The sequence below is a fragment of the Acinetobacter sp. SW-226 genome, assembly GCF_055632855.1.
This window is the reverse complement of the sequence record NZ_CM145752.1, coordinates 1,917,067-1,940,610: the sequence shown is the minus strand read 5'-3', so window position 1 is coordinate 1,940,610 and position 23,544 is coordinate 1,917,067. Positions and strand designations below refer to the sequence as shown.

Here is a 23,544-nt window from a genome sequence, read left to right as displayed (position 1 = left end):
TCTTAGGGCAAATGGATTGTGATATATGCTTGTTCAGTAGGTGCTGAAATGACATTTTCATATTTAGCTAAAGAACTCGTATTTTGCTTAGACAACATGTAGTACAAGCCACCAAAGGCTAACAATGCAAACATTACCAAGAACAGTAAAATCCAATAGAACGGTAGTTCGCGGTGAATCATGTGTTTTATTTGATCGGGCAGAGAGGCAAAGGGAGAAAAGGCAGCCTTTTTCCCTTTTAAATAGTCAATTTCATCCCCCACACGTGCTACCAGATGATTTAAATTTTCTATAGACTCAATACGATATTTACCGTGAAAACCCAACAGCATGCAGTAATGATAAACTTCTAGAGCACCTAATCGACCATGTCCTTTACGACGTAGTTCCTCTAATATTTCGAAAAAACGATAACCTGCAAGTTGTGACCCAAATAAACTCAGTTGTAGGGGGCTAATGAGCCAGCTATTTTGAAGCTCAAAAAACTGTGTATCTTGCTGAGTCACAATGGTTTCATCTAATAATGCACAGTAGGCATATTTAGCGTCTAGAATATCGTCTGCAGAAAACTGTAATTTTCGTGCTTGGTTTTCAAAGCGATCGAGCAATGCAATAACTTTTTCACGAAATTCCGTGACACTGCTAGGGATATATTGGTTTTTTAATAAAAAAACGATATAAAAACCATCATGCAATAAATCGACTAAGTTCGAGGTACTGGCAGTTTTTGCGGCTATAGGTGGTGAAACTAAACCAGTTCCAATTTGTCCATCATCAAAAAGTGAAGGGGCATTATTCATTATTATTATCCTTGGCCATTCATAACCACAATCAATTCAACAGCAATATCTTGAAACCCCGCTGGAATATAAATACAAATCGACTCGGCATCTAACATACGTTGGTATAAGTCATTATTCGGTTCGATTTCAAAGTAACTCACGCCAGACCGGACAGGAATCGCTGTTGGCACTTGTACTAAATGTTGTAACGGTACGGCTGGAAGTGCAGCAACTACACGTTGTTCAACGTCTATTGTATTGCCCACTTTGAAACGTAAAGGAACCAATTGAACCAGTTCGTGGGTTTGCATCATACTGCTTGAAACAGCTAAGTACAGCCTTGAATCACGTGTAATTTTGTCTGACTCTAAACGACCTAACCAATAAGATGGTCGGGTTTCTTTCAGTAGAATACTGATGTAACGGTTTGAAATAATGGTATCCAATAAGTCACGTAAAATGATATCAATCTCAGAAAAGCTTTCTTGTAAATGAAGATGTTGATAACGTGGTAAATGTTCCACATCATGTGCAGTCGAGAACGTGAGTAAAGAACCTGTTAAGCGCAATAACACAAAATAAAGTCGTTCTGGGTGGATATGTGGGTATTGTAATAAATGATTTAATGTTGCATGTGCTGTATTCAGTGCATTGACCAACCAAAATGACACAATATCACCAGAGCGGAACTCAATCAGTTTCTGCTCATTTTCACGATTATTACTTTGAATGGTCTTAATTTTCGCTTTAATGACATTTAAAGTACGTTTTAGACTTGAAATGAGATTCTCAGACGACTCAATGTGCAAAATTGGGGGAATAAAATGGCGATCAAACTCAAATTGCCCAGAGCTTTGACGTTTAATCTTTGCTAAGGCTAGATATAAAAATCCATCAAGTTCTTGATTAGGCTCAATATTAGAATCTAATAATCTGAACTCGGCACGGCGGTGTAATAATGTGATATCGGCTTCGCTGGCATCTGTAAATAAGTCATGAGTCGAAGTCAAATAAGAATGATAACGACCCAGTTGCGTACTATTTTCGCTGGTTAAGTTCCTCTTGTTGGCTTGCACAATTGGAAGTGCTAAATAGACTAGAACTTCGCCACGCAGGTTGAGCTCATCTAATAAAATGGGCGATGGTAATAGATCACGCATAGGCGCCTGATAAATTTCTCCATCTTGCCAAATCACCTGAATGCTTTCGAGCGCCAAGACATGCGTTTGTAACTGAGCTTCGTCAAATTGTACTCTTTGAATGCCATAGGCAAATGGAATGGTCGAGCGAATCGTATGATTCAAGCGTTGCTCATGATAAGCATCTTGCAATTGAAAATGTTGAGGACGTAAGAAGAGACCTTCGCCCCAAAGTATTTTTTCTGCTTTAAACATGAAGATTACCAGTTATCAGATTCATTAGATTGTGGTTGTACACCCAAAAGTTCTTGGATGTTAAGGAGTGGATTTTCATTTTTAATGACTTGATTTAGCCACTCGTGAAGTGGCATCTGATTCCACTTTATAGTTTTCTGCAACATGTAACTTACGGGACTATGTGGTTCATTAGCTTGGAAATAGTCTGAGATATCTTGCAATACACGCATTGCTTGTTCACGATTTACGAGGTGATTTTGCGGTTGCACCTTAAAATTTTGAGGCATTGGTGATGTATTCTCTAAGCTGATTTGTTCTTCTTGTTGCATCAATGAAAGTCTTTGGCTACTTATCATTGCTGGTGTTGCTGATTCTGTCGATGTATTGATGGCATGTGTTTGCACAAAAACATCAGTTTTATAGAGTTTCTTTAAACTGATATGGACATTTTCAAGCTGCGTATCAATAGCTGCAAAGCTAGGGGCATCGAGTCCCATGAGGCGATCTAACACACTTTTGAGTTGAGACCATTCGGCTAGAAGTGCTGAAAAGTGTTGATAGTTTTGATATTGAAATGATTTTGATGTATTAAATAAACTGTGCTCGAACTGTTCAATCCCCTGAGATTGGACAGTATGATTTTCCTCGTAATTTTCGATTTGTTTTAATTGCTGATTTTTTTGTCTCAGCATCGCTTCGTAGTCACCCAGTGAAAACTGAGGAGAATGTGTGATTGGAACGCGTTTAATCAAGGCAACCAATTGATTGATTGAACCTTGTAATAAACCTAAACGTTGATCTAAATCATCTTCTTCCATTTCAGGATGTAACTGTGTCCAATAGTTGCTCAGTGTCCGATGCATTAGCTCAAGTGCTTTGGTTATGCCTTCAAATCCATACAAGTGGGAGCAAGCTTCAAGTAACCAGCCCAGTAAACGAATGTCTTTTGATTTTTCAGTTAAAAGCTCAATAGATTTTTGATGTACAAAATGCCAATCTGCTTGTTTGGGTTCAGCAACCCAATCTCCTTGATCGAGTAGTGGATCATCTTGAGTTTTTGCAATTTTAATGGCATGAAACTCATTGGAAAAAGATAGATCTTGTCCACAAGGATAGTCGCTTGAAATAGGAGACAGTAAAGACTCAAGTTCTAAGCTCATAATTCGATACTCTATAAATTGGGTTAGGCTTGATCTACTTGTTTTTTATTCGGCTGACGTTTTTTGGGAACTTTTGTTTTTTCAATTGGATCTAAACGGTAGGTGATTTCATCATCTTTAGCATTGATATAAATCACTTTAGGCACATTATTTTCCGCTAATGCTATTAAAATTTCAGTTGCTAAAGCAGGCAATACCGTAGCATTTAAAATGTGATCTATATTACGCGCACCGCTATCGACTTCCGTACAGCGGCTCAATAGCAACTCGACTAAGTCGTCTGTATAGTGAACTTTGGTTTGATACTGTTTTTTAAGACGAGCTGTTATTTTACTGATTTTATGATGAATAATTTCAACTAATAAATCATCATGTAAAGGTAAATACGGAACGATCCGCATGCGTCCTAAAAATGCAGGCTTAAATTGTTTATATAGACTTGGCTTTAGATGTTCAATTAAGTTTTCTGCGCTTGGCCATGTATCAACAGGTTGATTGATGCAAGCTTGCATAATTGCAGTTGAACCGACATTTGATGTTAAAAGGATCGTGGTATTTTTGAAGTCAATAAGTCGGCCTTCACCATCTTCCAGTGTCCCTTTATCAAAGACTTGATAGAATAATTCTTGAACATCATTGTGCGCTTTTTCTATTTCATCGAGCAGGACAACACTATAGGGATTCCGCCGAACAGCCTCTGTTAATATACCGCCTTGTCCATAACCAACATAACCAGGAGGAGCACCTTTCAAAGAGGAAACAGTATGTGCTTCTTGATATTCAGACATATTAATCGTAATAAGATGTGATTCTCCACCATAAAGTTCATTGGCTAAAGCAAGAGCAGTCTCAGTTTTACCTACACCACTTGGACCAACAAGCATGAATACACCTTGCGGTTTGTTCGGATCATCCAGTTTTGCTTTAGATGTTTTAATACCCTGAACCAGTTGATGAAGGGCATAGTGTTGTCCCATGACGCGGGCTGAAAGCTTATCCTCTAATGTTAAAATCTGTTGGATTTCATCATTCAACATATTGCCGACAGGAATACCTGTCCAATCTGAAATAATTTCAGTAATCATTTGCGCATTTACACGTTCAAAGACCAATGGACTTTGACCTTGTATTTCAGCTAATTCTTCACGTAATGTTGCAATTTCTTTTTGAACATTTTGATGATTTAAATCTTTTTGTCGTAGTTTAATTTTTTCAACGAGTGAACGCTCTTTGTGCCATTGCTTTTGTGTCAAATTAATCTCTGTATCTAGCAGTGTTAGTTTGTGCTTTAAATCTTGTAAGCGTTCATGATGAATTGGCAGATTCTGGTGCTCATTCTCCAAAATTTTGTATTCAAGTTTTAGATTATGTTGTTGAGCCAGTTGTTGATCTAACTTTACAGGCTGCGCATTTTGGGTGAGCGCAACACGAGCAGCAGCCGTGTCGAGTACACTAATGGCTTTATCAGGAAGTTGACGACCACTGATATAACGATGTGAAGAATTTACTGCAGCGATGACTGCTTCATCATCTATATTGAGATTAAAATGTTTGGTCATCACGGGAAGCATGGCACGTAACATATCAATAGCCACTTCTTCTGTTGGCTCTTCAACTTTAATGACTTGGAAGCGTCGGCTAAGAGCCGCATCTTTTTCAAAATATTGTTTATATTCAGCCCAAGTCGTGGCTGCAATGGTACGTAACTCACCACGTGCCAATGCAGGTTTTAATAAATTAGCAGCATCATTTTGTCCTGCTTGTCCACCTGCACCAATTAAGGTATGTGCTTCATCTATAAATAAAATAATAGGATGGCTCGAACTTTGAACTTCTTCAATCACCTGCTTTAAACGATTTTCAAATTCTCCTTTAACACTCGCACCAGCCTGTAATAGCCCCATATCGAGAATATGAAGTTGTACATTTTTTAAAGCGTCAGGGACTTGGTTGTTGACAATTTTGAGTGCAAGACCTTCGACAACTGCTGTTTTTCCTACACCTGGTTCACCTGTCAGTATGGGGTTGTTTTGACGTCGGCGCATCAAAATATCAAGCATTAAACAGATTTCAAATTCACGCCCAATGACTGGATCAATTCGCCCATTTTTGGCTTTGTCAGTCAAATTAATGGTGTATTGATCCAGCGCTAATGTCTTGTTTAAAGTGGGAAGTATTGGAACGTCAGTTGGTGTTAAGACTGTTTGCTGATAGCAATCTTGTTCACTACTGTTAGTGCATAGGTCTATAAACTTATGCTTCATTGTATCAATTGGAAATAGTTCAAAAAGACTTGAGGCACGTGATGCGATTTGGTACAAATCAGGCGCAGTTAGTAGTGCAATCAATAAATGCCCAGTTCTAATGATGGAATTTTGTTCAGCAGATGCAAGTAACCATGCCTGTTCTAATAAACGAACTATAGATTGGGCAAAAATTGGTGTCCGAACATTGCCCTTGGGTAAGTGTGAAAGGCTGAGCTGTAAATCAATAACTAAATCTGAGTGAGAAATATTATATTTTTCCAGTAATAAAAGAAGGTCATTCGTTTCTGATTGTGACAATAATTCCAGAAAGAAATGTTCAATTTCAATTTCATAATTTTGTTGATTAATACAACTATTTGCTGATTTTTCTAACCCAATACGTGCGTGATTAGATAGCTTCTTAATTAGAATTTTAAGGTTATTCATATATAACTCAGTCATGGTTTATAGCAAGGCTTTAACAAGCAATCATGTGCCAATAGCAATTTGTTTTTTTGGTTAAAGCTAAATTTTTTTATAAATTAGTGTTTTATATTTAATTTAAAATACTATTTTTTGCTATTTTATATATATGACCTAAGAATACACAAATCATTTTTAGATAAAAAAGATATAAAATTACAAAAAAATAACATAAAAAGATCAAAATTCTTTTGTTCGGAACATTTATTTCTTGACTTTAGGTGGGATGTTTTTGTTAAATCTCAGCGTATTAAATAACCAATAAAAAAGCGAGAGTTTAGGTCGCTAAATATTAATTTGAAGTTATACCCATAATAATTTTAATTTTTTATTCATAATAAGTTTGAGGCAAATTTTGAAAAGTTACTATTTTATTTTATCTACATCCATTCTATTGGCTGCGACATCACTTGCTTTTGCAGACACAGAAGGTGTGATTCAGCTAAGCAATAAGTGTATTAAGGCATATCCACTGGTCAGTGGAGAAACTGATCAGAATTTACTGCATTTATATATGCAGCTTTGTGATAAGAAAAATAAAAAAGATGATGTCTTAAAAAATCAGCTCTCAGTCCAGGCGGCAAAACGCTATCAAGAGCTTGGGAAAAATTATAAAGCGTTACAATTGGTTGAAACATTAAATGCTCAAAATATACAGCACTCTTCACTTACAGATACGCGGTTTTTAGCGGGTATTGCGATTGCAAATGCGGCATTAGACTATATGCGTCAAGAAGAAATGCGTTATTTATCAGCAGACTTAACCTATCCGCCTGCTAAAAACTTGTCACAGAGCATACAAAATTCTCTACCAGCACCAGACACCAGTGACGCAAAAGCAGTTGTGCTGAAGACCTCCAAAAAAACAACACGCAAGCTTGCTGTTACTAGTTCTAAAAAAACAACAAAAAAGGTAACTACTCAGCAAGTAAAAACAAAAAAAGTTGAAAAAATACAATCAGTTGAATCTTTAAATAAATCGAACGCAAACCCATTTAATGCACTTTAAAACTTAAATCGAAAGAATAACGAACAGGATTTTTACATGGCTAAACGTGAAAGTGTACAAAAAAAGCTACAGCGCATTCGACCACCGCGTGTCCAATTAACATACGATGTTGAAGTGGGGGATGGTAAAGAAATTAAGGAATTACCTTTCGTTGTGGGTGTTTTGGGAGATTTTTCAGCAGCCTCTGAACTAGAAAAAACCAAGCTTAAAGATAAAAAATTCATTAATGTTGATTTAGAAAACATTGATGAAGTTATGGAGTCATTATTGCCTCGAGCAACTTATCAAGTTGAAAATACTTTAACTGATGACGGTGGTCGAATGTCAGTCGATCTGACTTTTAAATCTATGGAGGATTTTCGTCCTGAAAACGTGGTTCAACAGGTCGATCCATTACGAAAGTTGGTAGAAGCACGTGAGCGTTTGACGGATTTACGAAATAAAATTTCAAACAATGAACGTTTAGAAGATTTGTTAGATCAAGTTTTACAAAATACTGACCAAGTGCGCAAAATGAGTGTGGAGGCAGAGAATGAATAATTTTCAATCTACAGCAGTAGCTCAAGACACTACAGAAGAATTTACGTTATTAGACTCAATCGTTGAAAGAAGTCGTATAGCGCGTAATGAAGAAGAACATGATCGTGCTAAAAGTCTAATTGGTGAATTAGCTAAAGAAGTGATGGCTGGAACAATTACTGTTTCAGAAAATATGACCTTATCTATTGATAAACGTATTGCAGAAATTGATGCGCTCATTTCGACTCAACTCAGCAGAATCATGCACGATGAACAATTTCAAAAAATTGAATCGACATGGCGTGGTTTATATTATTTTTGTCAGGAAACGCCATCTAATCCGCTTATTAAAATTCGGATGTTGAATACTACAAAAAAAGAGCTAATTAAGGATTTTCAAGGTGCAACAGATTTTGATCAAAGCACACTGTTCAAAAAAATATATGAAGAAGAGTATGGTTCATTTGGTGGAGCGCCATATGCCACATTAGTTGGTGATTTTGAGTTTGACCGCACGCCTTCAGATATGTATTTGCTTGAACAAATTTCGCATGTTGCAGCAGCAGCACATGCACCATTTATCTCTGCAGCAGATTCAAGCATTTTAGGCCTAGAATCTTTTACAGATATAGACCGCCCTCGAGAGGTTTCAAAAATCTTCGAGACGGCTGAATATGTGCAATGGCGCTCATTCCGTGAAAGTGATGATGCGCGATATGTGGCATTGACCATGCCACGAGTACTAGGCCGTTTGCCATATCACCCTAAAGAAGGTACTGCGACCGAAGGCTTTAATTTTGTCGAAGAAGTGACTGGACAAAATCATCATGACTATTTATGGATGAATGCTGCTTATGCATTTGCAACCCGTTTAACCAATGCTTTTGATATGCATGGTTGGTGTGCAGCGATTCGTGGTGTAGAAGGTGGCGGTTTAGTAGAGGGCTTACCTGTCCACACGTTTAAGACCAATGATGGTGAGGTTGTCTTTAAATGTCCAACTGAGATTGCAATTACAGACCGTCGCGAAAAAGAACTCAGTGATCTGGGCTTCATTCCGCTTGTCCATTGCAAAAATACAGATTACGCAGCATTTTTTGGCGCACAGTCGACGCAGAAACCTAAAAAGTATGATAGCGATTCTGCGAACGCAAACTCAGCTTTATCAAGTCAAATTCAATACATTATGGCAGTGTCACGTATTGCACATTATTTAAAAGCCATGATGCGAGATAAAGTCGGTAGCTTCGCATCTGCTGGAAATGTCGAAGCATTTTTAAATGAATGGTTAGCCCAATATATCTTACTTGATGACGGCGCTTCACAAGAAGCGAAAGCGCAATATCCACTTCGTGAAGCCTCTGTCAAAGTTGTAGAGAATCCTGCACAGCCAGGGCACTACAAATCTGTGGTTTTCTTAAGACCACATTTCCAGTTGGACGAGTTGTCAGTATCACTGCGACTTGTTACTGAATTACCTCAGTCCTCAAATTAATTTTGAATGCCAACACATAATAACTTTAAAATAGGAAAATATTAAAAATGAAAGATATATACGTACAATTTCGTGGTAAGTACAAAGTCGATGGTGAATCACGCGATGCTGAACATAAAGGCTGGTTGGAGGTAAATTCTTGGTCACATAACATTCGCCAGCCGAAGTCCGCAACATCCTCAAGTGTAGGTGGCCATACAGCTGAGCGTGTAGAACACTCTGACATGATTTTTGTGAAAGATTTAGATGCAACCAGCCCAAAGCTATGGGAAGCATGTTCAGCGGGATATACCTTTGACGAAGTTCAGATTGATTTTTATCGAGCGAATGGTGATAAACGTATTAAATATCTGCAAATCAAGTTAAAGCATGTGTTGGTTTCAAGTGTTACACCAACAGTGAGTGAAGAAGGTGTACCAATTGAGAGCTTCGGTTTGAAATATGCCGCAGTGGAATGGACGTATAACCAGCAAGATATTAATGGTACGCAAAAAGGTGCAGTGACCAAAAAATGGTCACTGTCAAATAATACCGCATCGTACGCTGCATAAATATGCTTCAAAAATAAGGGCTAACTTATATTAGCCCTTATTTTTCATGTAGGAAAATTCTAGTCAATATGAACCTAGATCAACTTTATCCATATGGTTTTAGAAAAACACTATTTGACCGATTGTTGCCTACAAGTGAGCAGGATCGGCAGGGGATGTCTCTTCAAGAGTTGCGCGAGTCTGTCGCGTATGATTTAGAAGAATTACTTAATAGTCGTATGGCAAACTTCGGCTCAGTTATTGATGCCTTTCCCTTAGTAAAAAAATCCATTTTACAGTTTGGGATCATTGATTTTGTTGGGCTTTCGACGGCTAACCCCTTAGACCGAGATAAAATATGTCAGTCTATCGCATGTTCTATTACCGCACATGAGCCAAGACTAAAACAGGTTAAAGTCGAAATGTTATTTGATGGGCAGAATATGGGAGCTTTATGTTTGAGTATTCAAGCTTATTTAAATATTCATCCATTGTATGAGCCTGTTATTTTCGATGCCTTACTCAAACCAACAACACAACAATATGTTATTTCTGCACGATCTTAATTGGGTGATTTGTGATTGAAGAGTTATTACCTTACTATGAAAAACAATTACAAGAATTTGGACAGCAATCACGCGAATTTGCACAAAAATATCCTAAAATTGCTCAACGGTTGTCTTTAAACCAAGAACAAATTGATGATCCGCATATTGAGCGCTTAATTCAGTCTTTTTCTTTAATTGCAGCTAGAATTGATAAAAAACTTGTAGACAGTTATGACGTCTTTACGCGATCGCTGTTTGAGGTGATGTTTCCACAATATTTAAAGCCTTTTCCTGCATGTACTATACTTAGTTTGGAAGATTTAAATAAGTGTAAACAATTAACAGAAGCACATGTTGTTCCTAAGAATACCACGATTAAGTCACGCAGTTTTAAAGGAGTGCAGTGCGAATTTAATACCACCCAAGAGTTAAAACTATTACCACTTGAGTTGTGTCAACTCAGTTTTAAAACGCATCCCAGTGCACATATGCACTTAAATCAAAACGCTACCCTTACTTTAGGTTTTAATCTTTTTAATCAATCTCAGCGCATTTTAGAAAAAGAATGCTTACCTATTTATCTGGATGCTATATCTAATTTTCCACTCCAGGTTTTGGATGCAGTGTTTCAATCAAATACTGGGTTTTCATTGAAATACGGTCATCATCTGATTGATATTAAAAATCCTTTTTGTACTCAAGGTTTCTCAGAAGATGAAAGCTTACTGCCATTAGATCAGCATACACATCATGCTTATCGGTTATTGATGGAGTATTTTTGCTTCCCCGAAAAGTTTAGCTTTCTAAATATGAAGTTAGATTTTTTAAAACATCTAGATAAAGGTCAGCATTATTTTGAAATTTTAATTCACCTAAAACTTAATTTAAATGATCAAGTGAATATCAAAAATTACTCAGAATTAAATATTGCAAACTTTAAATTATATGTTACTCCAGCAGTGAATTTATTTAGGAAACAAGCAGAACCACAGAAAATAAATCATAAGCAATTAGAATACCCTTTAATTACAGATGCACATCATCCTGAGTATTATCAAACATATAGTATTACTAGAATGCAGATGATCCGTGAAAAATCAAATCAAGAACAAACAGCATTTGATATTTATCCTTTTTTTGCAATGAGTCATTATCAAGATCCAGATACTCAATTTTTTTATAGTTTAAATTCAGCCCATTTGCATAATAAATACACAGAAACAGTATATAGTATTATCTCAAAGCAGCTTTCGCCAGAAAGCACTAAATCAGACTTCATTAGTACACAATTACTGTGTTCCAATCGTGACTTACCCCATGAAGCGTTAAGTCAGACTAATAGTATTCTGAGTTTGAATGACAGTAGTCTTGCACGGCGAGCGGTGGTTCTAAAAAGACCCAATAAACCCTATGTTTTTGAAAAAAATAAAAAAGAACAATGGAGAATTATTTCACATCTTTCATTAAATACTTTGTCCTTAATGAAAGGAGAGACCTTAAGTCATATTAAGGAATTACTTGAACTCTATAATTTACCCAAATCAAAAGAAAATCAACTGATTATTAATTCAATTCAAATGGTTGATTTTTCTCTTACTCAAAAAATGGTAGAGGCAAAACCTTTTCCATTATTTGTCCGTGGTTTAAAAGTAAAACTAGCGATTGATTCAAAGGTTTTCCGGGGGCATAGCTTATTCATTTTTAGCCAGCTTTTAGCACATGTTTTCAATTTAAAAGTACACATGAACAGTTTTGTTGATGTTGTTATATCCGATGCTTATACACAACAGGAGTTATACCAATGCGTGCAGAACGTTGGTGGCAAGACACTTCTGTAATTGGGGCCTTGATTGAACAACCGCGTGCCTTTGAGTTTATTCAAGCAACACGATTATTACGGCAGACAGCAGATTCAAACAAGGAAATCAAGGGAGATTGGGCCAAGCCATTTAGATTTCATAGTTCTTTAAATCTTAATTTTCCCGATACAGAGATTGAAAGTTTAAGTCTTGATGAGGAGAAAATTCATTTAACCAATTTAATGGTCGGGCTAACAGGTATTCATGGAAGCTTACCCTATAGCTATACCCAGAAAATTAGACACAGTCCCCGTATCCAACGCGAGGAGACTATTCATTTTTTAGGTTTGTTCAATCATAAGTTGACGACCCAATATGTCGATGCATGCTTGGCTTATCATTTACCTGTGCGCTATGAAATTGAAGCAGAGAACCATTATTTAGATATTTTGCACGCTCTGAATGGATATATTCGCTCACAGCACCATCAACCAGATTTAGATGATTATTTTGCTGAATTTGCAGGTTTAATGCAGGGGCAAAATAATACAGTACATGCTTTGAAGATCATGTTGAGTGCTGTGCTTAAACAAAATATCAAGGTTTTTGAGTTCATCGAAGAAAAATTTACTCTGTCTGTTGATCAGAGAACAGTGCTTGGAGGAAATGGAAACCTTTTGGGAATGAATACTTTTTGTGGTGAAACGATACGTCAAATTGACGAAAAGATAGAGATAGTGGTCGGCCCAGTTTCTTATAGCGAATATTTAACGTTTTTACCGAAAAAAGAAAATGGCGAAAAAATTAAACGGATTTTGTCTACTTGGTTGAGCCCAACACTCGCGGTTGATTTAAGGCTCATTCTAAATAAAAACGATATTCAACCGTTACATCTGAATTCAACAACCACTATGGGCTTATCCCAAGGTGCTTTTTTAATGCCTAAACAGAAAGATCACAACGCTGAAACCTGTTATGCACTGATGGGAATGTGACATGCTTAAACTTTTTATTGCAACACTTGTGAGCTCATTGTTACTGGTGTGTGGTGTTGTTGTTTTTTATTGGCGTGATACTGGTTATGACCCAAGTGCAATTGATTTAGTTCGTCATTTGCTTTTACTTCCCTTATTGATCAGTGTGATTTTATGGTTGCCTTGGGCTATCTACAGAGTATGGAAAGCACAACAACAACGTAAAGAGCAACGAAAGCAAGATGAATTGGCACAAAGTCAACAGATAGAAGCTGTAGAAAAACAAGCAAAACCTGTTGATATCGAATGGATCCAACTTAATATTTATTCTTCAGCTGCTTATAGTGCTTTGGGAGAAAATGAAACAATTATTGATGAACTGCAAAAGTTTAAAAGCCCTGAGTTAGATACTCAATTACAGAATAATTATGGGCTTCCAATGTTGTCCTATCGTATACAAGCGCTAGACAATGTCATTACAAATGCAGATGAAGAAGATGAATTTGAGATAGAGCACCCTCGTCACCAGCGTATTCAAGCATTGATTGAGCATCAACTTGAACAGCATGCTGAAACATTGTGGCAAATTGCGCAGCACTTAAAACAATCTGCGTTATTTTATGATAGCGAATTAGCTTATGAATATCGAATGCATCCCGCTTGGATTGATCCGAATAGTGAATATGCATCTGATGTACAAGACGATCAGGAAAGCATTAAAAGTGTAACGAAACTGAATCGTATTCATATCCATATTTTGTTATCTGAGTCGGTTTTACATTTTTGGAATGAAACACAAAGTTTTGAAATTGTGGAGCATTATTTAAGGTCTTTAGGGATCATCACTGCACAAATTCAAATTGAACATCATTATTTGAGTCAGGAAACTGCCTATAAAGACTGGGTGTTGTTGTTGGCACAAGTGTCTAAGCAACTAGAAGAAATTTCATTGATTCTTAATGTTGACTCTGAAATTGATCAAGAGTTGCTAGATGAAAAAACATGGCTGACGGATCGTTACTTACCTTCAGAATATGCATCGAGTTGGTGTTTGGCTGCATCTTTTTTACAACTATTAGAGACTACACCACAAAAAAAACTGAATATTGGTTTAAATGTGGACAATATCTTAGACCAACTTCCAACTGAGCACATGCTGAGCTTAGAGCAATTGAAGCCCGTTCAGCCTTTTGTGTTGATATTGGATGATATGACAAATATTCCAACCATAAAAAAGGTCAATCATGCTTTTAGTCAAAGCCATATTGAGCCACACCATTTTATTTATACAAAACAAAGTCTTGGTGATACGCAGCATTTGGCGAAAATATTCGGTTTTATGCTGGGTATGCATTTGCCAGATGAACTTATGACAATGATCTATAGCGTAGATCAATCTTCAACGCATTGCTTTATACAAGCATATGAAGACATGAATGAAAAATTAGCACAATCCATTTAAATTAAAAAAGAATAAGAGAGTAACGTGAATTCTTTATTTTACAACGTATTAGGTTATGTTTGGCAGTATGTGACGAATCCTAAGGCCATTATCGCTTTATCTTGTTTTGTTGCGTTATTTGCAATGTATAACACGATTCCCGCCAAAGTTTTTTGGGCTTTAATGATCTGTTATGTATTAGGGCTTGTGATTTGGGGTGTGTATTTATTGATTATGCGTCGTCGACACGCTGCACAAGGTGAGGTGCTTGCTGACGCCATTGCCCATGATACGAAAGCTGAATATGGAAAGCAGAAAAACAACGATGAGCTTCATTTGATTCAACAACAAATGAAAGAGTCTATCCAATTGATTCGGAAATCTAAACTAGGCGATAAGAAAGGCAATGCAGCCTTATATGAATTGCCATGGTATATGGTGATTGGTAATCCCGCTGCTGGAAAAAGCTCAGCCATTTATAACTCGGGTCTAAAATTTCCTTTTGAAGAGACACATCAAAGATCAGTTTCTGCCGGTTTAAGTGGAACACGCCAGTGTGATTGGTTTCTTTCAACAGAAGGAGTCTTATTGGACACCGCAGGGCGTTACTCCATTTATGCGGATGACCATTTTGAGTGGTTAGGTTTATTAAATATTCTAAAAAAGAATCGTTCCAAGGCACCTATTAACGGTTTGATTGTGATTGTGAGTATTGCTGAGTTAGTCAGTAATAGCCCTGAAAAATCAATTAAACTTGCGAAAAATTTACGTGCACGTATTCAAGATCTAACTGAACGTTTAGAGGTTTTCTCTCCAGTTTATCTGGTTTTTTCGAAAATGGATTTGATTGCTGGTTTTACAGAGTTTTTTGAATGCTATGAAGTGAACGAGTTTGACCAGGTTTGGGGCGCAACGTTACCTTATAGCACAGATGCATCAAACCATGCGGTTGAGTTATTTGAGAAACATTATTCAATTTTATACGACGGTTTGAAAGGGGTGAGTACCACACATCTTAGCCGTCGACACGCTCAGAATATCTCGCCAAGCGTAATGACTTTTCCTTTGGAGTTTAAGAGCTTAAAGCCTGCATTGAAAACGTTTATTGGTACACTTTTCGAAGATAATCCTTATCAATTTAAGCCTGTTTTTCGTGGTTTTTATTTCACGAGTGCGCTACAAGAAGGTATCATCGAAAGCCCAATGACTGAACAAATTGCACAAGACTTTTTATTACAGAAAGGTTTGGGTAATGACAGCGGTATTCCAACACGTTCAATTTCACAAAATCATGGTTATTTTTTAAAAGGTCTATTTTCAGACGTTATTTTAAAAGACAAAAACTTAGTTAAGCAACACATCAACCCAACGCGTAAACGTCAACGGTATATTGCATTCGTTACCGCTTTATTTGGTGTGGCTCTTATTTTAAGTCTATGGGTTTGGTCTTATCGTAATAATCAACAACTGATTACCGATGTACAGGCTGACTTAGAAAAGGTTGTGTTACTTGAAAAACAGTCAGGTCAAGAGTTGTCCACACAGCTTAACGCACTGTTAATTTTACAAGAACGTATGCAACAACTCGATCAATTTGAGCAAGATCGACCACTAAAGTTTGCTTTTGGTTTATATCAAGGAGATGAGCTGCATGAGAAGCTTAAAACTGAATACTTAAAAGGTGTTCAACAAATTATATTGGTTCCAACGCAGCAAAATATTACTCAATATTTACAACGTGTTAAAGCCAATGAAGAGCAATTGCGAACCAATCATAGCAATGTAAAGCTAACACCTGTTTCAAAAACACAGCAATATTTAGAGCCGAGTGATACGAATCCACAAGATGCATACAATGCATTAAAAGCCTATTTGATGATGGGTAATGCTCAATATATGGATGCCAGTCATTTAAGTGACCAAGTGACTCGCTTTTGGCGGTCGTGGTTAGACAATAATCGTGGACAAATGCCACGCGGTGAAATGATTCAAAAAGCTGAGCAAGTGCTGTCATATAGCATGACTTTAACAAATGATCCTAAGTTTCCAGTCCTAAGCTCAGATAGTCTGGTGGTGGATCAAGCACGTCAAGCCTTGTTGTCTGTAGTACGAGGCATGCCTGCACGAGATCGTGTTTATAATGAACTCAAAATGCGCGCAGCAGTTCGTTATCCTGCATTGACCATAAAACAGATGTTGGGTGAGACGAATCAAAATACAATTTTAGGTAGTTATGCACTACCAGGCATGTTTACACATGCCGCATGGTCTGAATATATCGAACAAGCTATTGATGAAGTTGCCAAGCGCCCAACAGACACCAAAGATTGGGTGCTAAATAGCACGCAATCTGACGATTTAAGCTTTAGCGGTAGCCCAGATCAAATCAGAAAACAGCTAACTGACTTATATAAAAAGGAATATATTGCGGAGTGGAGAAAATTTCTGACGGGCATACATTATGCGAAAGCAAGTGATTATGCTCAACAAACGAATTTTATCCAAGTTTTAGGTGAACCAGAAAACTCACCAATTCGCAGCGTGTTTGATCGAGTTGCGACAGAGACTAGTTGGGATAATCCTGTTGTAATGGCTGAACTTGCAGCACCACAGACTGGATTTGTTGCTTGGTTTAAACGTAAAGTCTTAAGACGTGATGATGCAAAACTTAATGCAACTATCTTAAATCAAGCTCAAGGGTCTATTTCCAAAGAGTTTCAAATGTTTTATCAGTTGGTCCGTAAACGTGATGATCAACAAAATAAATCTTTGCTTGATGAATATATGCAGTCTTTGGCACAAGTTCGTAGCAAATTCAATGATCTAAAAAGCTCTGGTGACGTTGGGCCAGCTACAATAAGCTTGGTTAAATCTACCATTAATGAGCAAAATTCAGTATTCAATACAACGCAAAAACTGGTAGATGAAAAAATGTCTGTTGGGTTGTCTGAGCCAGATCAAAAAATACTACAAAAGCTACTTATGTCACCCCTTACACAGTCATTTGAGAGTTTAATTACTCCAGCACAAGATGAGATGAATAAACTTTGGCAAATGCAGGTATATCAACCATTTAATAGTGGTTTGAGTAAGAAATATCCGTTTAACTCTTCTGCAACTTTACAAGCCACCAGCAGTGAGATCAGTCAAGTTCTCGGGGAGAATGGCAGTATTGCACGTTATGTAAAAGAGACACTTGATCCGTTGGTCATTCGTCGTGGATATACTTTGACATCGAAGACTTGGAAAGATCTAGGTATCAGTTTGAATCCACAATTTGTTGTAAATTTTCAAACTTATGTTGCGCCAAGTCGTGGCATGGCCACAGGAGAGTTAAATCAAACTTCATCTGCATCAGTAGCCCAAAATCAATCTAATTTTCAATTTTACCCAATTGAAAATACTAAACTTCTATCATATACCATTGATATTGATGGACAACGTATGCTCTATGAAAATGGGGTTCAGCAGTGGGTGAACTTTGTTTGGCCAAATGCAGGTGCAATTCCAGGTGCACGTATTACAGCTATTGATTTAGATGGAAAAACCCATACGATTTTTGAGGCTCCAGGTGAGTACGGGATTAATCGTTTAATTGACAGTGCACAACGTACGCAACGTGGAGGAAGCTATGAAATGATATGGAAAAATCAACAAAATCCTGAACTTGCTGTAAAAGTTAACTTCCGTTTAATCAGCGGGGATGCTAGTGGTGGAGTAGGAGGGCAACGTAGCTATAACGGTATGCAATTAGTTGATCAAGTGGTTTCAACTAAATCCGTTCGTGTGGTGGCTGCACAAACAGCACCTGTAGCAACAGCGGTGAGTTTAAAAGCTCCTACAAATTTGCAGGAGCCACGTTCATGATTTTATGGAAGACATGGGATAAGGAGGCGTGCCGATATGGATGAACTGCGTACATTGTCTTTATATTATGGAAAATACCCAGCACATGGCGATTTCTTAAAAACACGTGGACAATATGCTTTAATTCAGGTGATTGACCAATGGATTACGGAAGCTTTAGAACATGCGATGCAATCGGAAAACTTTGCTCAAGCTTATGAGAAATTACCATCATTAGACTTTTTCATTGCAAACCCACAAGAAAATCATTTTCTTGTGGCAAATTTAATTGCAAGCCATGATAGTTCAGGGCGCCAATTTCCAATGGTCTTAAGCCATTTATTGGAGGTTGATGATAGTTTCCAGCATATTATTTATGCACCATACCGCTATAAACAAACTTTGATTGATTTGTTTCAAAAAAACCGTGTAATGCGGTCACTACGCGATGAAAATATATTATTGGATAAGTTGACGAAATTACAGAATGAAATTCAGGTTTTTAATCATGTTGAAGCCTCTGCATTTTATGAACATCATACAATCCACTCATTTGCACAATTACTAAAAATTAGTAGTTACGAGTTTGCCCAAAGTATGATTGGATTAGGTTTGTTGCTACAACCAGTTATTCAGCAAGGGACGAGTCGCCTTACCAAAGTTTTGATTTTACCTATTCATAACGCTGCTTATTGCTACGAAATTGCAGCTTTTTGGGTCAAGTTAATCAGTTATTTTATTCAAAATCAAAATGCAGAGCTCTTGATAGGCATCTCTCATGACGAAAAACCAATCTTACTATTTGGTTTTCAAGGTGCTGATATTCTGACATTAAGTGAAATTTTTACACAGAAAATGGATACAGGTCGTTGGGTTTCATTGGTCAATGCAAATTGGATAGACCCTTATTTAGAACAAAATGCTGGTTTGGCAACCCTTGAACAAGCATTAAGTGAGAGGCAATTAAGCTTAATGCAAGGCGTAAAAATTTTTAAAAAAACATTTATAGATTAATGAGATATGAAAATAAATTATAAAATTAAAACAACGGAAATTCTATTCAGTTTAACACTGTTTTTCGGTGTCAACGTTTGGGCAGAGCCGGTTATTGTAGAAGGCATTGTTCCCAATCAAGCCAGTAAGCAAACCATATTAGCTAAAATGTACAGCATTTATGGTGCAGATCAAATTATTGATAAAATACAAGTTAAAGCTGTAAATGCACCATCGGGTTGGAGTGAGTCTGTAGCGAATTTGGTGATTCCAGAGCTAAAAAAAGTACATCAAGGGAAATTGTCCGTACGTGGTACGCAGATGGAACTCAATGGAAAAGTAATGAACTCAACGGATATCCAGCCCATAACAAACTTATTTCAGGGTTTAGTCATACCGCCTTATCGCTTAAATACGCAATTTTCTGTAAATCAGGCAGAACAACAAATTATTGATGATACGCTTAAAAATCGAATTATCGAATTTGAATCTGGCAGTGCCATTTTAGCAGTAAGTGGGACACAGATTTTAGATGAAATGGCACTGGCTTTAAATAAGGTTGGAGGAAAGAAAGTCCGAATTGTTGGGCATACAGATAGTTCTGGTGATGCGACAAAGAATCTAGCTTTAAGTAAAGAGCGAGCTATTGCTGTAAAAAACTATTTGCTCAACAAGCATATCGCTGAAGAGCGTTTAAGTGTTGAAGGAATGGGAGCAAATAAACCTGTTGCTGATAATGCTACGGCTGATGGGCGCAAGAAGAATCGTCGAATTGAATTTGATGTGATATAAATTTTGTATTGAAAGTTACATTTGAACGGCTTTGTTGCACAAACCTATCTCTAAAGGCTTATTCCATAATATAATTTTCGAATGAATAAGCCTACACCTAAAATCTACCGTACAACCAATTGGTCCACATATAACCAAGCTCTCATTAATCGTGGGAATATTGCCATTTGGTTTGATCCCAAAACACAATGGTACGCTCAACCAAAAAGCAAACATGGTCGAAATCAGACTTATTCCGATACAGCTATCCAATGCTGCTTAATGATTAAATCCATATTTCGTCTTTCCCTACGCATGGTCACTGGCTTTGTATAAAGCCTGATTAAACTCTGTGGATTAGATTGGACAGCCCCAGATTATTCCACCATTTGCAGAAGACAAAGGTATATTGATCTTGCAATTGGCTATCAAAAAAGTCGTGATGGATTACACCTACTCGTTGATTCTACTGGCTTAAAGTTTTTAGGTGAAGGTGAATGGAAACGTAGGAAACATCAGCCTGAATATCGTCGTCAATGGCGTAAACTTCACATTGGTATAGATGCTAAAACCCTGCAAATACGGGCTGCACAGTTGACTACGAACAATGTGAGCGATTCACAAGTCCTTGGGGATTTACTTGAACAAATCCCGTTGGATGAACAGATTGATTCAGTTTATACAGACGGGGCTTATGACACAAAACAATGCCGTCAGGTCATTGCAGATCGGCAAGTGAATGCAGTTATTCCACCCAGAAAAAATGCAAAGCCTTGGAAAGATACAAAAGTTCATTCGCAAGAGCGAAATGAATTACTTCTTACTGTTAAACATTTAGGCAGGACCTATGGAAAAAATGGTCAGGCTATCATCGGCGAAGTTTGGTCGAAACCAAAATGCATTGCATTAAATTATTAGGCGATCGACTATATTCAAGAAACTTTGGGAGCCAAGTCAATGAGATACATGCCCGTATAGCCGTACTGAATAAATTTACGGAATTAGGCCGACCTCATACCCGAGTTGTAACTTAAATTTGAGTGAGTTGGGGAGTGCTTCAAATTATAAATCTTTGTGCAACAAAGCCTGTATAGGAGAATCATTAAGTACCTACATCTCCACCTAAAGGGCCTGAAGGAATATGCGCTAAGTTTTTTGTAAGAAAGCTAGCAGAATGCAACAAAACTAAACGTAGCTGTAGCTGAATGCACAAAACCAATGCATAAATATTTCCTGTGAGGAATTTAAATATAAATAATTAATATATGGTATTGAAATATATGTAAATAACAGACTGGCATATTCCTTGCTAATGTTTAAATAGATTGATTAGTGGAGTAACTCAAATGGGTGAATTCAGCTTATTTAAAATTAAGGATATCCGTTTAATCGGACAAAACTCATGCGAACTATATATAGAAAATACCGAAACGCATTTAACCAAAGGGTGGGCGATATATTGTAATGATATTTTTGAGCACCAATTCCATGAACAGCTCAACCACTTATGCCAATCTGAGAATCCATTCACTTCATTACTTCAACTCAAGCAATATCATAAAGTCGAAGTTTTATGTTAAAGGCACATCTCTAACAGGGTAATGATCAAGTGAACATTACCCTGGTTCTTTACGTTCAAAATAACTATAAAGTTTTGATTTATATAAATAAAAATATAAAAAACAGATAGACGATCAAAAAAAAATCCTATATAAATTCCCAATAGGAAAAAATAATTCCTTAAGAGAATTTTTAAATTTCAGATTCCGACTTCCTACAAATTTATATTGAGGAAATACCATGTCTCACGATCTTGTTAACCAGTATGTCTTAAAAATTTCTTGTCCAGCTGCTTCTGGCATTGTCGCTGCAGTTTCAGGCTATCTGGCAGGAAACAATTGTTTTATTAGTGAAATGTCGCAATATGACGATGAAATTACTGGACGCTTTTTTACTCGTATTGTTTTTCGCTTCAATGATGGCAATGGAGATCTTGAGCAACTAAAACTCGGCTTTGCAGAGGTGTCAGAGAAATTTTCATTAAATGCACAGTTTTATGAAAAGAAAAAACCCATGAAAGTCATGATTATGGTGAGTAAGTTTGATCATTGCTTACTGAATTTATTATATCGCCAGCATAAAGGTGAGTTAAATTTTGAAATTACGACAATAGTTTCTAACCACTTAGACTTACGTGCAGTTGCTGAACGTGAAGGTATCCGTTTTATTTATCTTCCTGTGACCAAAGAAACCAAACAACAGCAAGAAGAAGAACTCCTTAAAATCATTGATGAAACTAAAACTGAGCTAGTGATATTAGCGCGCTATATGCAAATTCTATCAAATAATTTATGCACACAATTGGCAGGTCGTGCCATCAACATTCACCACTCGTTTTTACCAGGTTTTAAAGGGGCAAAACCTTATCATCAAGCCTTTGACCGTGGGGTAAAACTCATCGGTGCAACCGCACACTTTGTCACCAGTGACTTAGATGAAGGTCCAATTATTGAGCAGGCTGTACAGCGTGTAGATCATGCTTATCTTCCTGAAGATCTAGTTGCAGTTGGTCGTGATACTGAAACGATCGCACTTTCAAAAGCAGTGAAATATTTTGTAGAACATCGCGTATTTATGAATGATAACCGTACAGTGGTGTTCAAATGAGTCTGGCCTTATTACAACAAGATGATGACAAAATTATTGATGGCAAAGCAATCGCCCAGCGCGTGCTAGAAGAAGTCAAAGATGATGTGATCACATTGCAACAACAAGGTATTGAGCCTTGTCTGGCGGTGGTTTTAGTGGGTGATGATCCTGCCAGTCACGTGTACGTCCGCAATAAAGTCGAAAAAGCCAAATTTGTTGGCATCTGTTCTTTAGAGTTTCGTTTTGATGAACAGTTAAGTGAAACAGATTTACTTAAAACCATTGATGCTTTAAATAGTGATCCAAACGTACATGGCATATTGGTGCAACTGCCATTGCCCAAACAAATTGATGAAATAAGAGTGTTAGAACACATTGATCCTAAAAAAGATGTCGATGGCTTTCACAGTGAAAATGTCGGTGGGCTGAGCCAAGGGCGAGACGTACTTACACCATGTACCCCAACGGGTTGCGTTCGCTTAATTAAAGAAACTTTAGGTCAAGATTTGAGTGGTCTACATGCCGTTATTATCGGTCGTTCAAATATTGTAGGCAAGCCCATGGCTGCATTGCTGTTAAAAGAGAATTGTACAGTTACCGTTGTACATTCTAAGACTCAAGACTTACATCTAGTCTGCCAACAAGCCGATATTTTAGTCGCAGCTGTCGGAAAGCCAAATATGGTTACTGCATCCTATTTAAAAGCTGATGCCGTAGTTATTGATGTAGGTATTAACCGCATTGTGGAAGACGGCAAGGCGCGTTTAGTCGGTGATGTCGATTTTGAAGATGCTCTGCCAATGGCCAGTGCCATCACGCCTGTCCCTGGTGGAGTCGGACCCATGACCATCGCCTATTTGATGAAAAATACTTTACAAGCATCACGCTTACAACACCCAGATTTATAGATTGATTATAGGCGT

General features: G+C 37.3%; 18 protein-coding genes and 1 pseudogene. 15 read left to right on the top strand and 4 right to left on the bottom strand.

All coding sequences use genetic code 11. The features are described from left to right. Positions 1-2: 2 nt before the first annotated feature. Genes icmH through tssH form a run of 4 tightly spaced genes read right to left on the bottom strand, consistent with a single transcriptional unit; the run spans position 3 to position 6,011 of the window. Positions 3-800: a type IVB secretion system protein IcmH/DotU gene (gene icmH / locus ACZ8ZH_RS09260; protein WP_119064010.1), complete on the bottom strand. Its 798-nt coding sequence runs from the start codon at positions 798-800 to the stop codon at positions 3-5. 5 nt (positions 801-805) lie between these two features. Next, positions 806-2,176, bottom strand: coding sequence for a type VI secretion system baseplate subunit TssK (tssK, locus tag ACZ8ZH_RS09255; RefSeq protein WP_470247657.1), 1,371 nt, complete (start codon positions 2,174-2,176; stop codon positions 806-808). Between the two features lie 5 nt (positions 2,177-2,181). Then, positions 2,182-3,318, bottom strand: a complete 1,137-nt coding sequence (tssA, locus tag ACZ8ZH_RS09250) for a type VI secretion system protein TssA (RefSeq protein ID WP_110975483.1) — start codon at positions 3,316-3,318, stop codon at positions 2,182-2,184. A 23-nt stretch (positions 3,319-3,341) separates the two neighbouring features. After that, the gene (tssH, locus tag ACZ8ZH_RS09245; protein WP_119064057.1) at positions 3,342-6,011 is read right to left on the bottom strand and encodes a type VI secretion system ATPase TssH; all 2,670 of its coding nucleotides are present in this window, start codon (positions 6,009-6,011) and stop codon (positions 3,342-3,344) included. A gap of 391 nt (positions 6,012-6,402) precedes the next feature. Here tssH and ACZ8ZH_RS09240 point away from each other — a divergent pair, with 391 nt between their 5' ends. The 15 genes and pseudogenes from ACZ8ZH_RS09240 to folD all read left to right on the top strand — a co-directional run bounded on the left by ACZ8ZH_RS09240 (position 6,403) and on the right by folD (position 23,529). Then, positions 6,403-7,056, top strand: a complete 654-nt coding sequence (locus ACZ8ZH_RS09240) for a hypothetical protein (protein WP_086210619.1) — start codon at positions 6,403-6,405, stop codon at positions 7,054-7,056. A 36-nt stretch (positions 7,057-7,092) separates the two neighbouring features. Next, positions 7,093-7,596, top strand: a complete 504-nt coding sequence (gene tssB / locus ACZ8ZH_RS09235) for a type VI secretion system contractile sheath small subunit (RefSeq protein ID WP_086210618.1) — start codon at positions 7,093-7,095, stop codon at positions 7,594-7,596. Beyond that, complete coding sequence (gene tssC / locus ACZ8ZH_RS09230) at positions 7,589-9,070, top strand: type VI secretion system contractile sheath large subunit (RefSeq protein WP_086210617.1); 1,482 nt, start codon at positions 7,589-7,591, stop codon at positions 9,068-9,070. The genes tssB and tssC overlap by 8 nt, the downstream gene beginning before the upstream one ends. Positions 9,071-9,117: 47 nt before the next feature. Then, positions 9,118-9,621: an Hcp family type VI secretion system effector gene (locus tag ACZ8ZH_RS09225; protein WP_086210616.1), complete on the top strand. Its 504-nt coding sequence runs from the start codon at positions 9,118-9,120 to the stop codon at positions 9,619-9,621. Positions 9,622-9,689: 68 nt separating this feature from the next. Continuing rightward, positions 9,690-10,166: a type VI secretion system baseplate subunit TssE gene (tssE, locus tag ACZ8ZH_RS09220; RefSeq protein ID WP_086210615.1), complete on the top strand. Its 477-nt coding sequence runs from the start codon at positions 9,690-9,692 to the stop codon at positions 10,164-10,166. A gap of 11 nt (positions 10,167-10,177) precedes the next feature. Continuing rightward, the gene (gene tssF / locus ACZ8ZH_RS09215; RefSeq protein WP_086210614.1) at positions 10,178-11,986 is read left to right on the top strand and encodes a type VI secretion system baseplate subunit TssF; all 1,809 of its coding nucleotides are present in this window, start codon (positions 10,178-10,180) and stop codon (positions 11,984-11,986) included. After that, positions 11,950-12,942, top strand: coding sequence for a type VI secretion system baseplate subunit TssG (tssG, locus tag ACZ8ZH_RS09210; protein ID WP_086210613.1), 993 nt, complete (start codon positions 11,950-11,952; stop codon positions 12,940-12,942). The genes tssF and tssG overlap by 37 nt, the downstream gene beginning before the upstream one ends. A gap of 1 nt (position 12,943) precedes the next feature. Further along, positions 12,944-14,383 (top strand): BAR domain-containing protein, encoded by a 1,440-nt coding sequence (locus ACZ8ZH_RS09205; protein ID WP_086210612.1) that lies wholly within the window; start codon positions 12,944-12,946, stop codon positions 14,381-14,383. Positions 14,384-14,407: 24 nt separating this feature from the next. Next, positions 14,408-18,229 (top strand): type VI secretion system membrane subunit TssM, encoded by a 3,822-nt coding sequence (tssM, locus tag ACZ8ZH_RS09200; RefSeq protein ID WP_119064007.1) that lies wholly within the window; start codon positions 14,408-14,410, stop codon positions 18,227-18,229. 36 nt (positions 18,230-18,265) lie between these two features. Further along, positions 18,266-19,222 (top strand): type VI secretion system-associated protein TagF, encoded by a 957-nt coding sequence (gene tagF / locus ACZ8ZH_RS09195; protein WP_119064006.1) that lies wholly within the window; start codon positions 18,266-18,268, stop codon positions 19,220-19,222. 6 nt (positions 19,223-19,228) lie between these two features. Beyond that, a complete protein-coding gene (locus ACZ8ZH_RS09190) occupies positions 19,229-19,993 on the top strand; it encodes an OmpA family protein (RefSeq protein ID WP_119064005.1) in 765 nt (254 codons plus the stop codon). A gap of 81 nt (positions 19,994-20,074) precedes the next feature. Further along, positions 20,075-21,006, top strand: a pseudogene (locus tag ACZ8ZH_RS09185) (IS5 family transposase). A gap of 312 nt (positions 21,007-21,318) precedes the next feature. Further along, positions 21,319-21,552: a hypothetical protein gene (locus tag ACZ8ZH_RS09180; RefSeq protein WP_119064004.1), complete on the top strand. Its 234-nt coding sequence runs from the start codon at positions 21,319-21,321 to the stop codon at positions 21,550-21,552. A 220-nt stretch (positions 21,553-21,772) separates the two neighbouring features. Further along, a complete protein-coding gene (purU, locus tag ACZ8ZH_RS09175) occupies positions 21,773-22,639 on the top strand; it encodes a formyltetrahydrofolate deformylase (protein ID WP_119064003.1) in 867 nt (288 codons plus the stop codon). Continuing rightward, complete coding sequence (gene folD, locus ACZ8ZH_RS09170; RefSeq protein ID WP_119064002.1) at positions 22,636-23,529, top strand: bifunctional methylenetetrahydrofolate dehydrogenase/methenyltetrahydrofolate cyclohydrolase FolD; 894 nt, start codon at positions 22,636-22,638, stop codon at positions 23,527-23,529. The genes purU and folD overlap by 4 nt, the downstream gene beginning before the upstream one ends. Positions 23,530-23,544 lie beyond the last annotated feature (15 nt).

What these genes read in the sequence shown, in the direction of transcription:
- folD (WP_119064002.1), top strand. Translation starts at nt 22,636, where the DNA reads ATGAGTCTGGCCTTATTACAACAAGATGATGACAAAATTATTGATGGC.
- tssG (WP_086210613.1), top strand. Translation starts at nt 11,950, where the DNA reads ATGCGTGCAGAACGTTGGTGGCAAGACACTTCTGTAATTGGGGCCTTG.
- ACZ8ZH_RS09225 (WP_086210616.1), top strand. Translation starts at nt 9,118, where the DNA reads ATGAAAGATATATACGTACAATTTCGTGGTAAGTACAAAGTCGATGGT.
- tssE (WP_086210615.1), top strand. Translation starts at nt 9,690, where the DNA reads ATGAACCTAGATCAACTTTATCCATATGGTTTTAGAAAAACACTATTT.
- tssK (WP_470247657.1), bottom strand. Translation starts at nt 2,176, where the DNA reads ATGTTTAAAGCAGAAAAAATACTTTGGGGCGAAGGTCTCTTCTTACGT.
- tssB (WP_086210618.1), top strand. Translation starts at nt 7,093, where the DNA reads ATGGCTAAACGTGAAAGTGTACAAAAAAAGCTACAGCGCATTCGACCA.
- ACZ8ZH_RS09205 (WP_086210612.1), top strand. Translation starts at nt 12,944, where the DNA reads ATGCTTAAACTTTTTATTGCAACACTTGTGAGCTCATTGTTACTGGTG.
- ACZ8ZH_RS09190 (WP_119064005.1), top strand. Translation starts at nt 19,229, where the DNA reads ATGAAAATAAATTATAAAATTAAAACAACGGAAATTCTATTCAGTTTA.
- icmH (WP_119064010.1), bottom strand. Translation starts at nt 800, where the DNA reads ATGAATAATGCCCCTTCACTTTTTGATGATGGACAAATTGGAACTGGT.
- ACZ8ZH_RS09180 (WP_119064004.1), top strand. Translation starts at nt 21,319, where the DNA reads ATGGGTGAATTCAGCTTATTTAAAATTAAGGATATCCGTTTAATCGGA.
- tssH (WP_119064057.1), bottom strand. Translation starts at nt 6,011, where the DNA reads ATGAATAACCTTAAAATTCTAATTAAGAAGCTATCTAATCACGCACGT.
- tssA (WP_110975483.1), bottom strand. Translation starts at nt 3,318, where the DNA reads ATGAGCTTAGAACTTGAGTCTTTACTGTCTCCTATTTCAAGCGACTAT.
- tagF (WP_119064006.1), top strand. Translation starts at nt 18,266, where the DNA reads ATGGATGAACTGCGTACATTGTCTTTATATTATGGAAAATACCCAGCA.
- tssC (WP_086210617.1), top strand. Translation starts at nt 7,589, where the DNA reads ATGAATAATTTTCAATCTACAGCAGTAGCTCAAGACACTACAGAAGAA.
- purU (WP_119064003.1), top strand. Translation starts at nt 21,773, where the DNA reads ATGTCTCACGATCTTGTTAACCAGTATGTCTTAAAAATTTCTTGTCCA.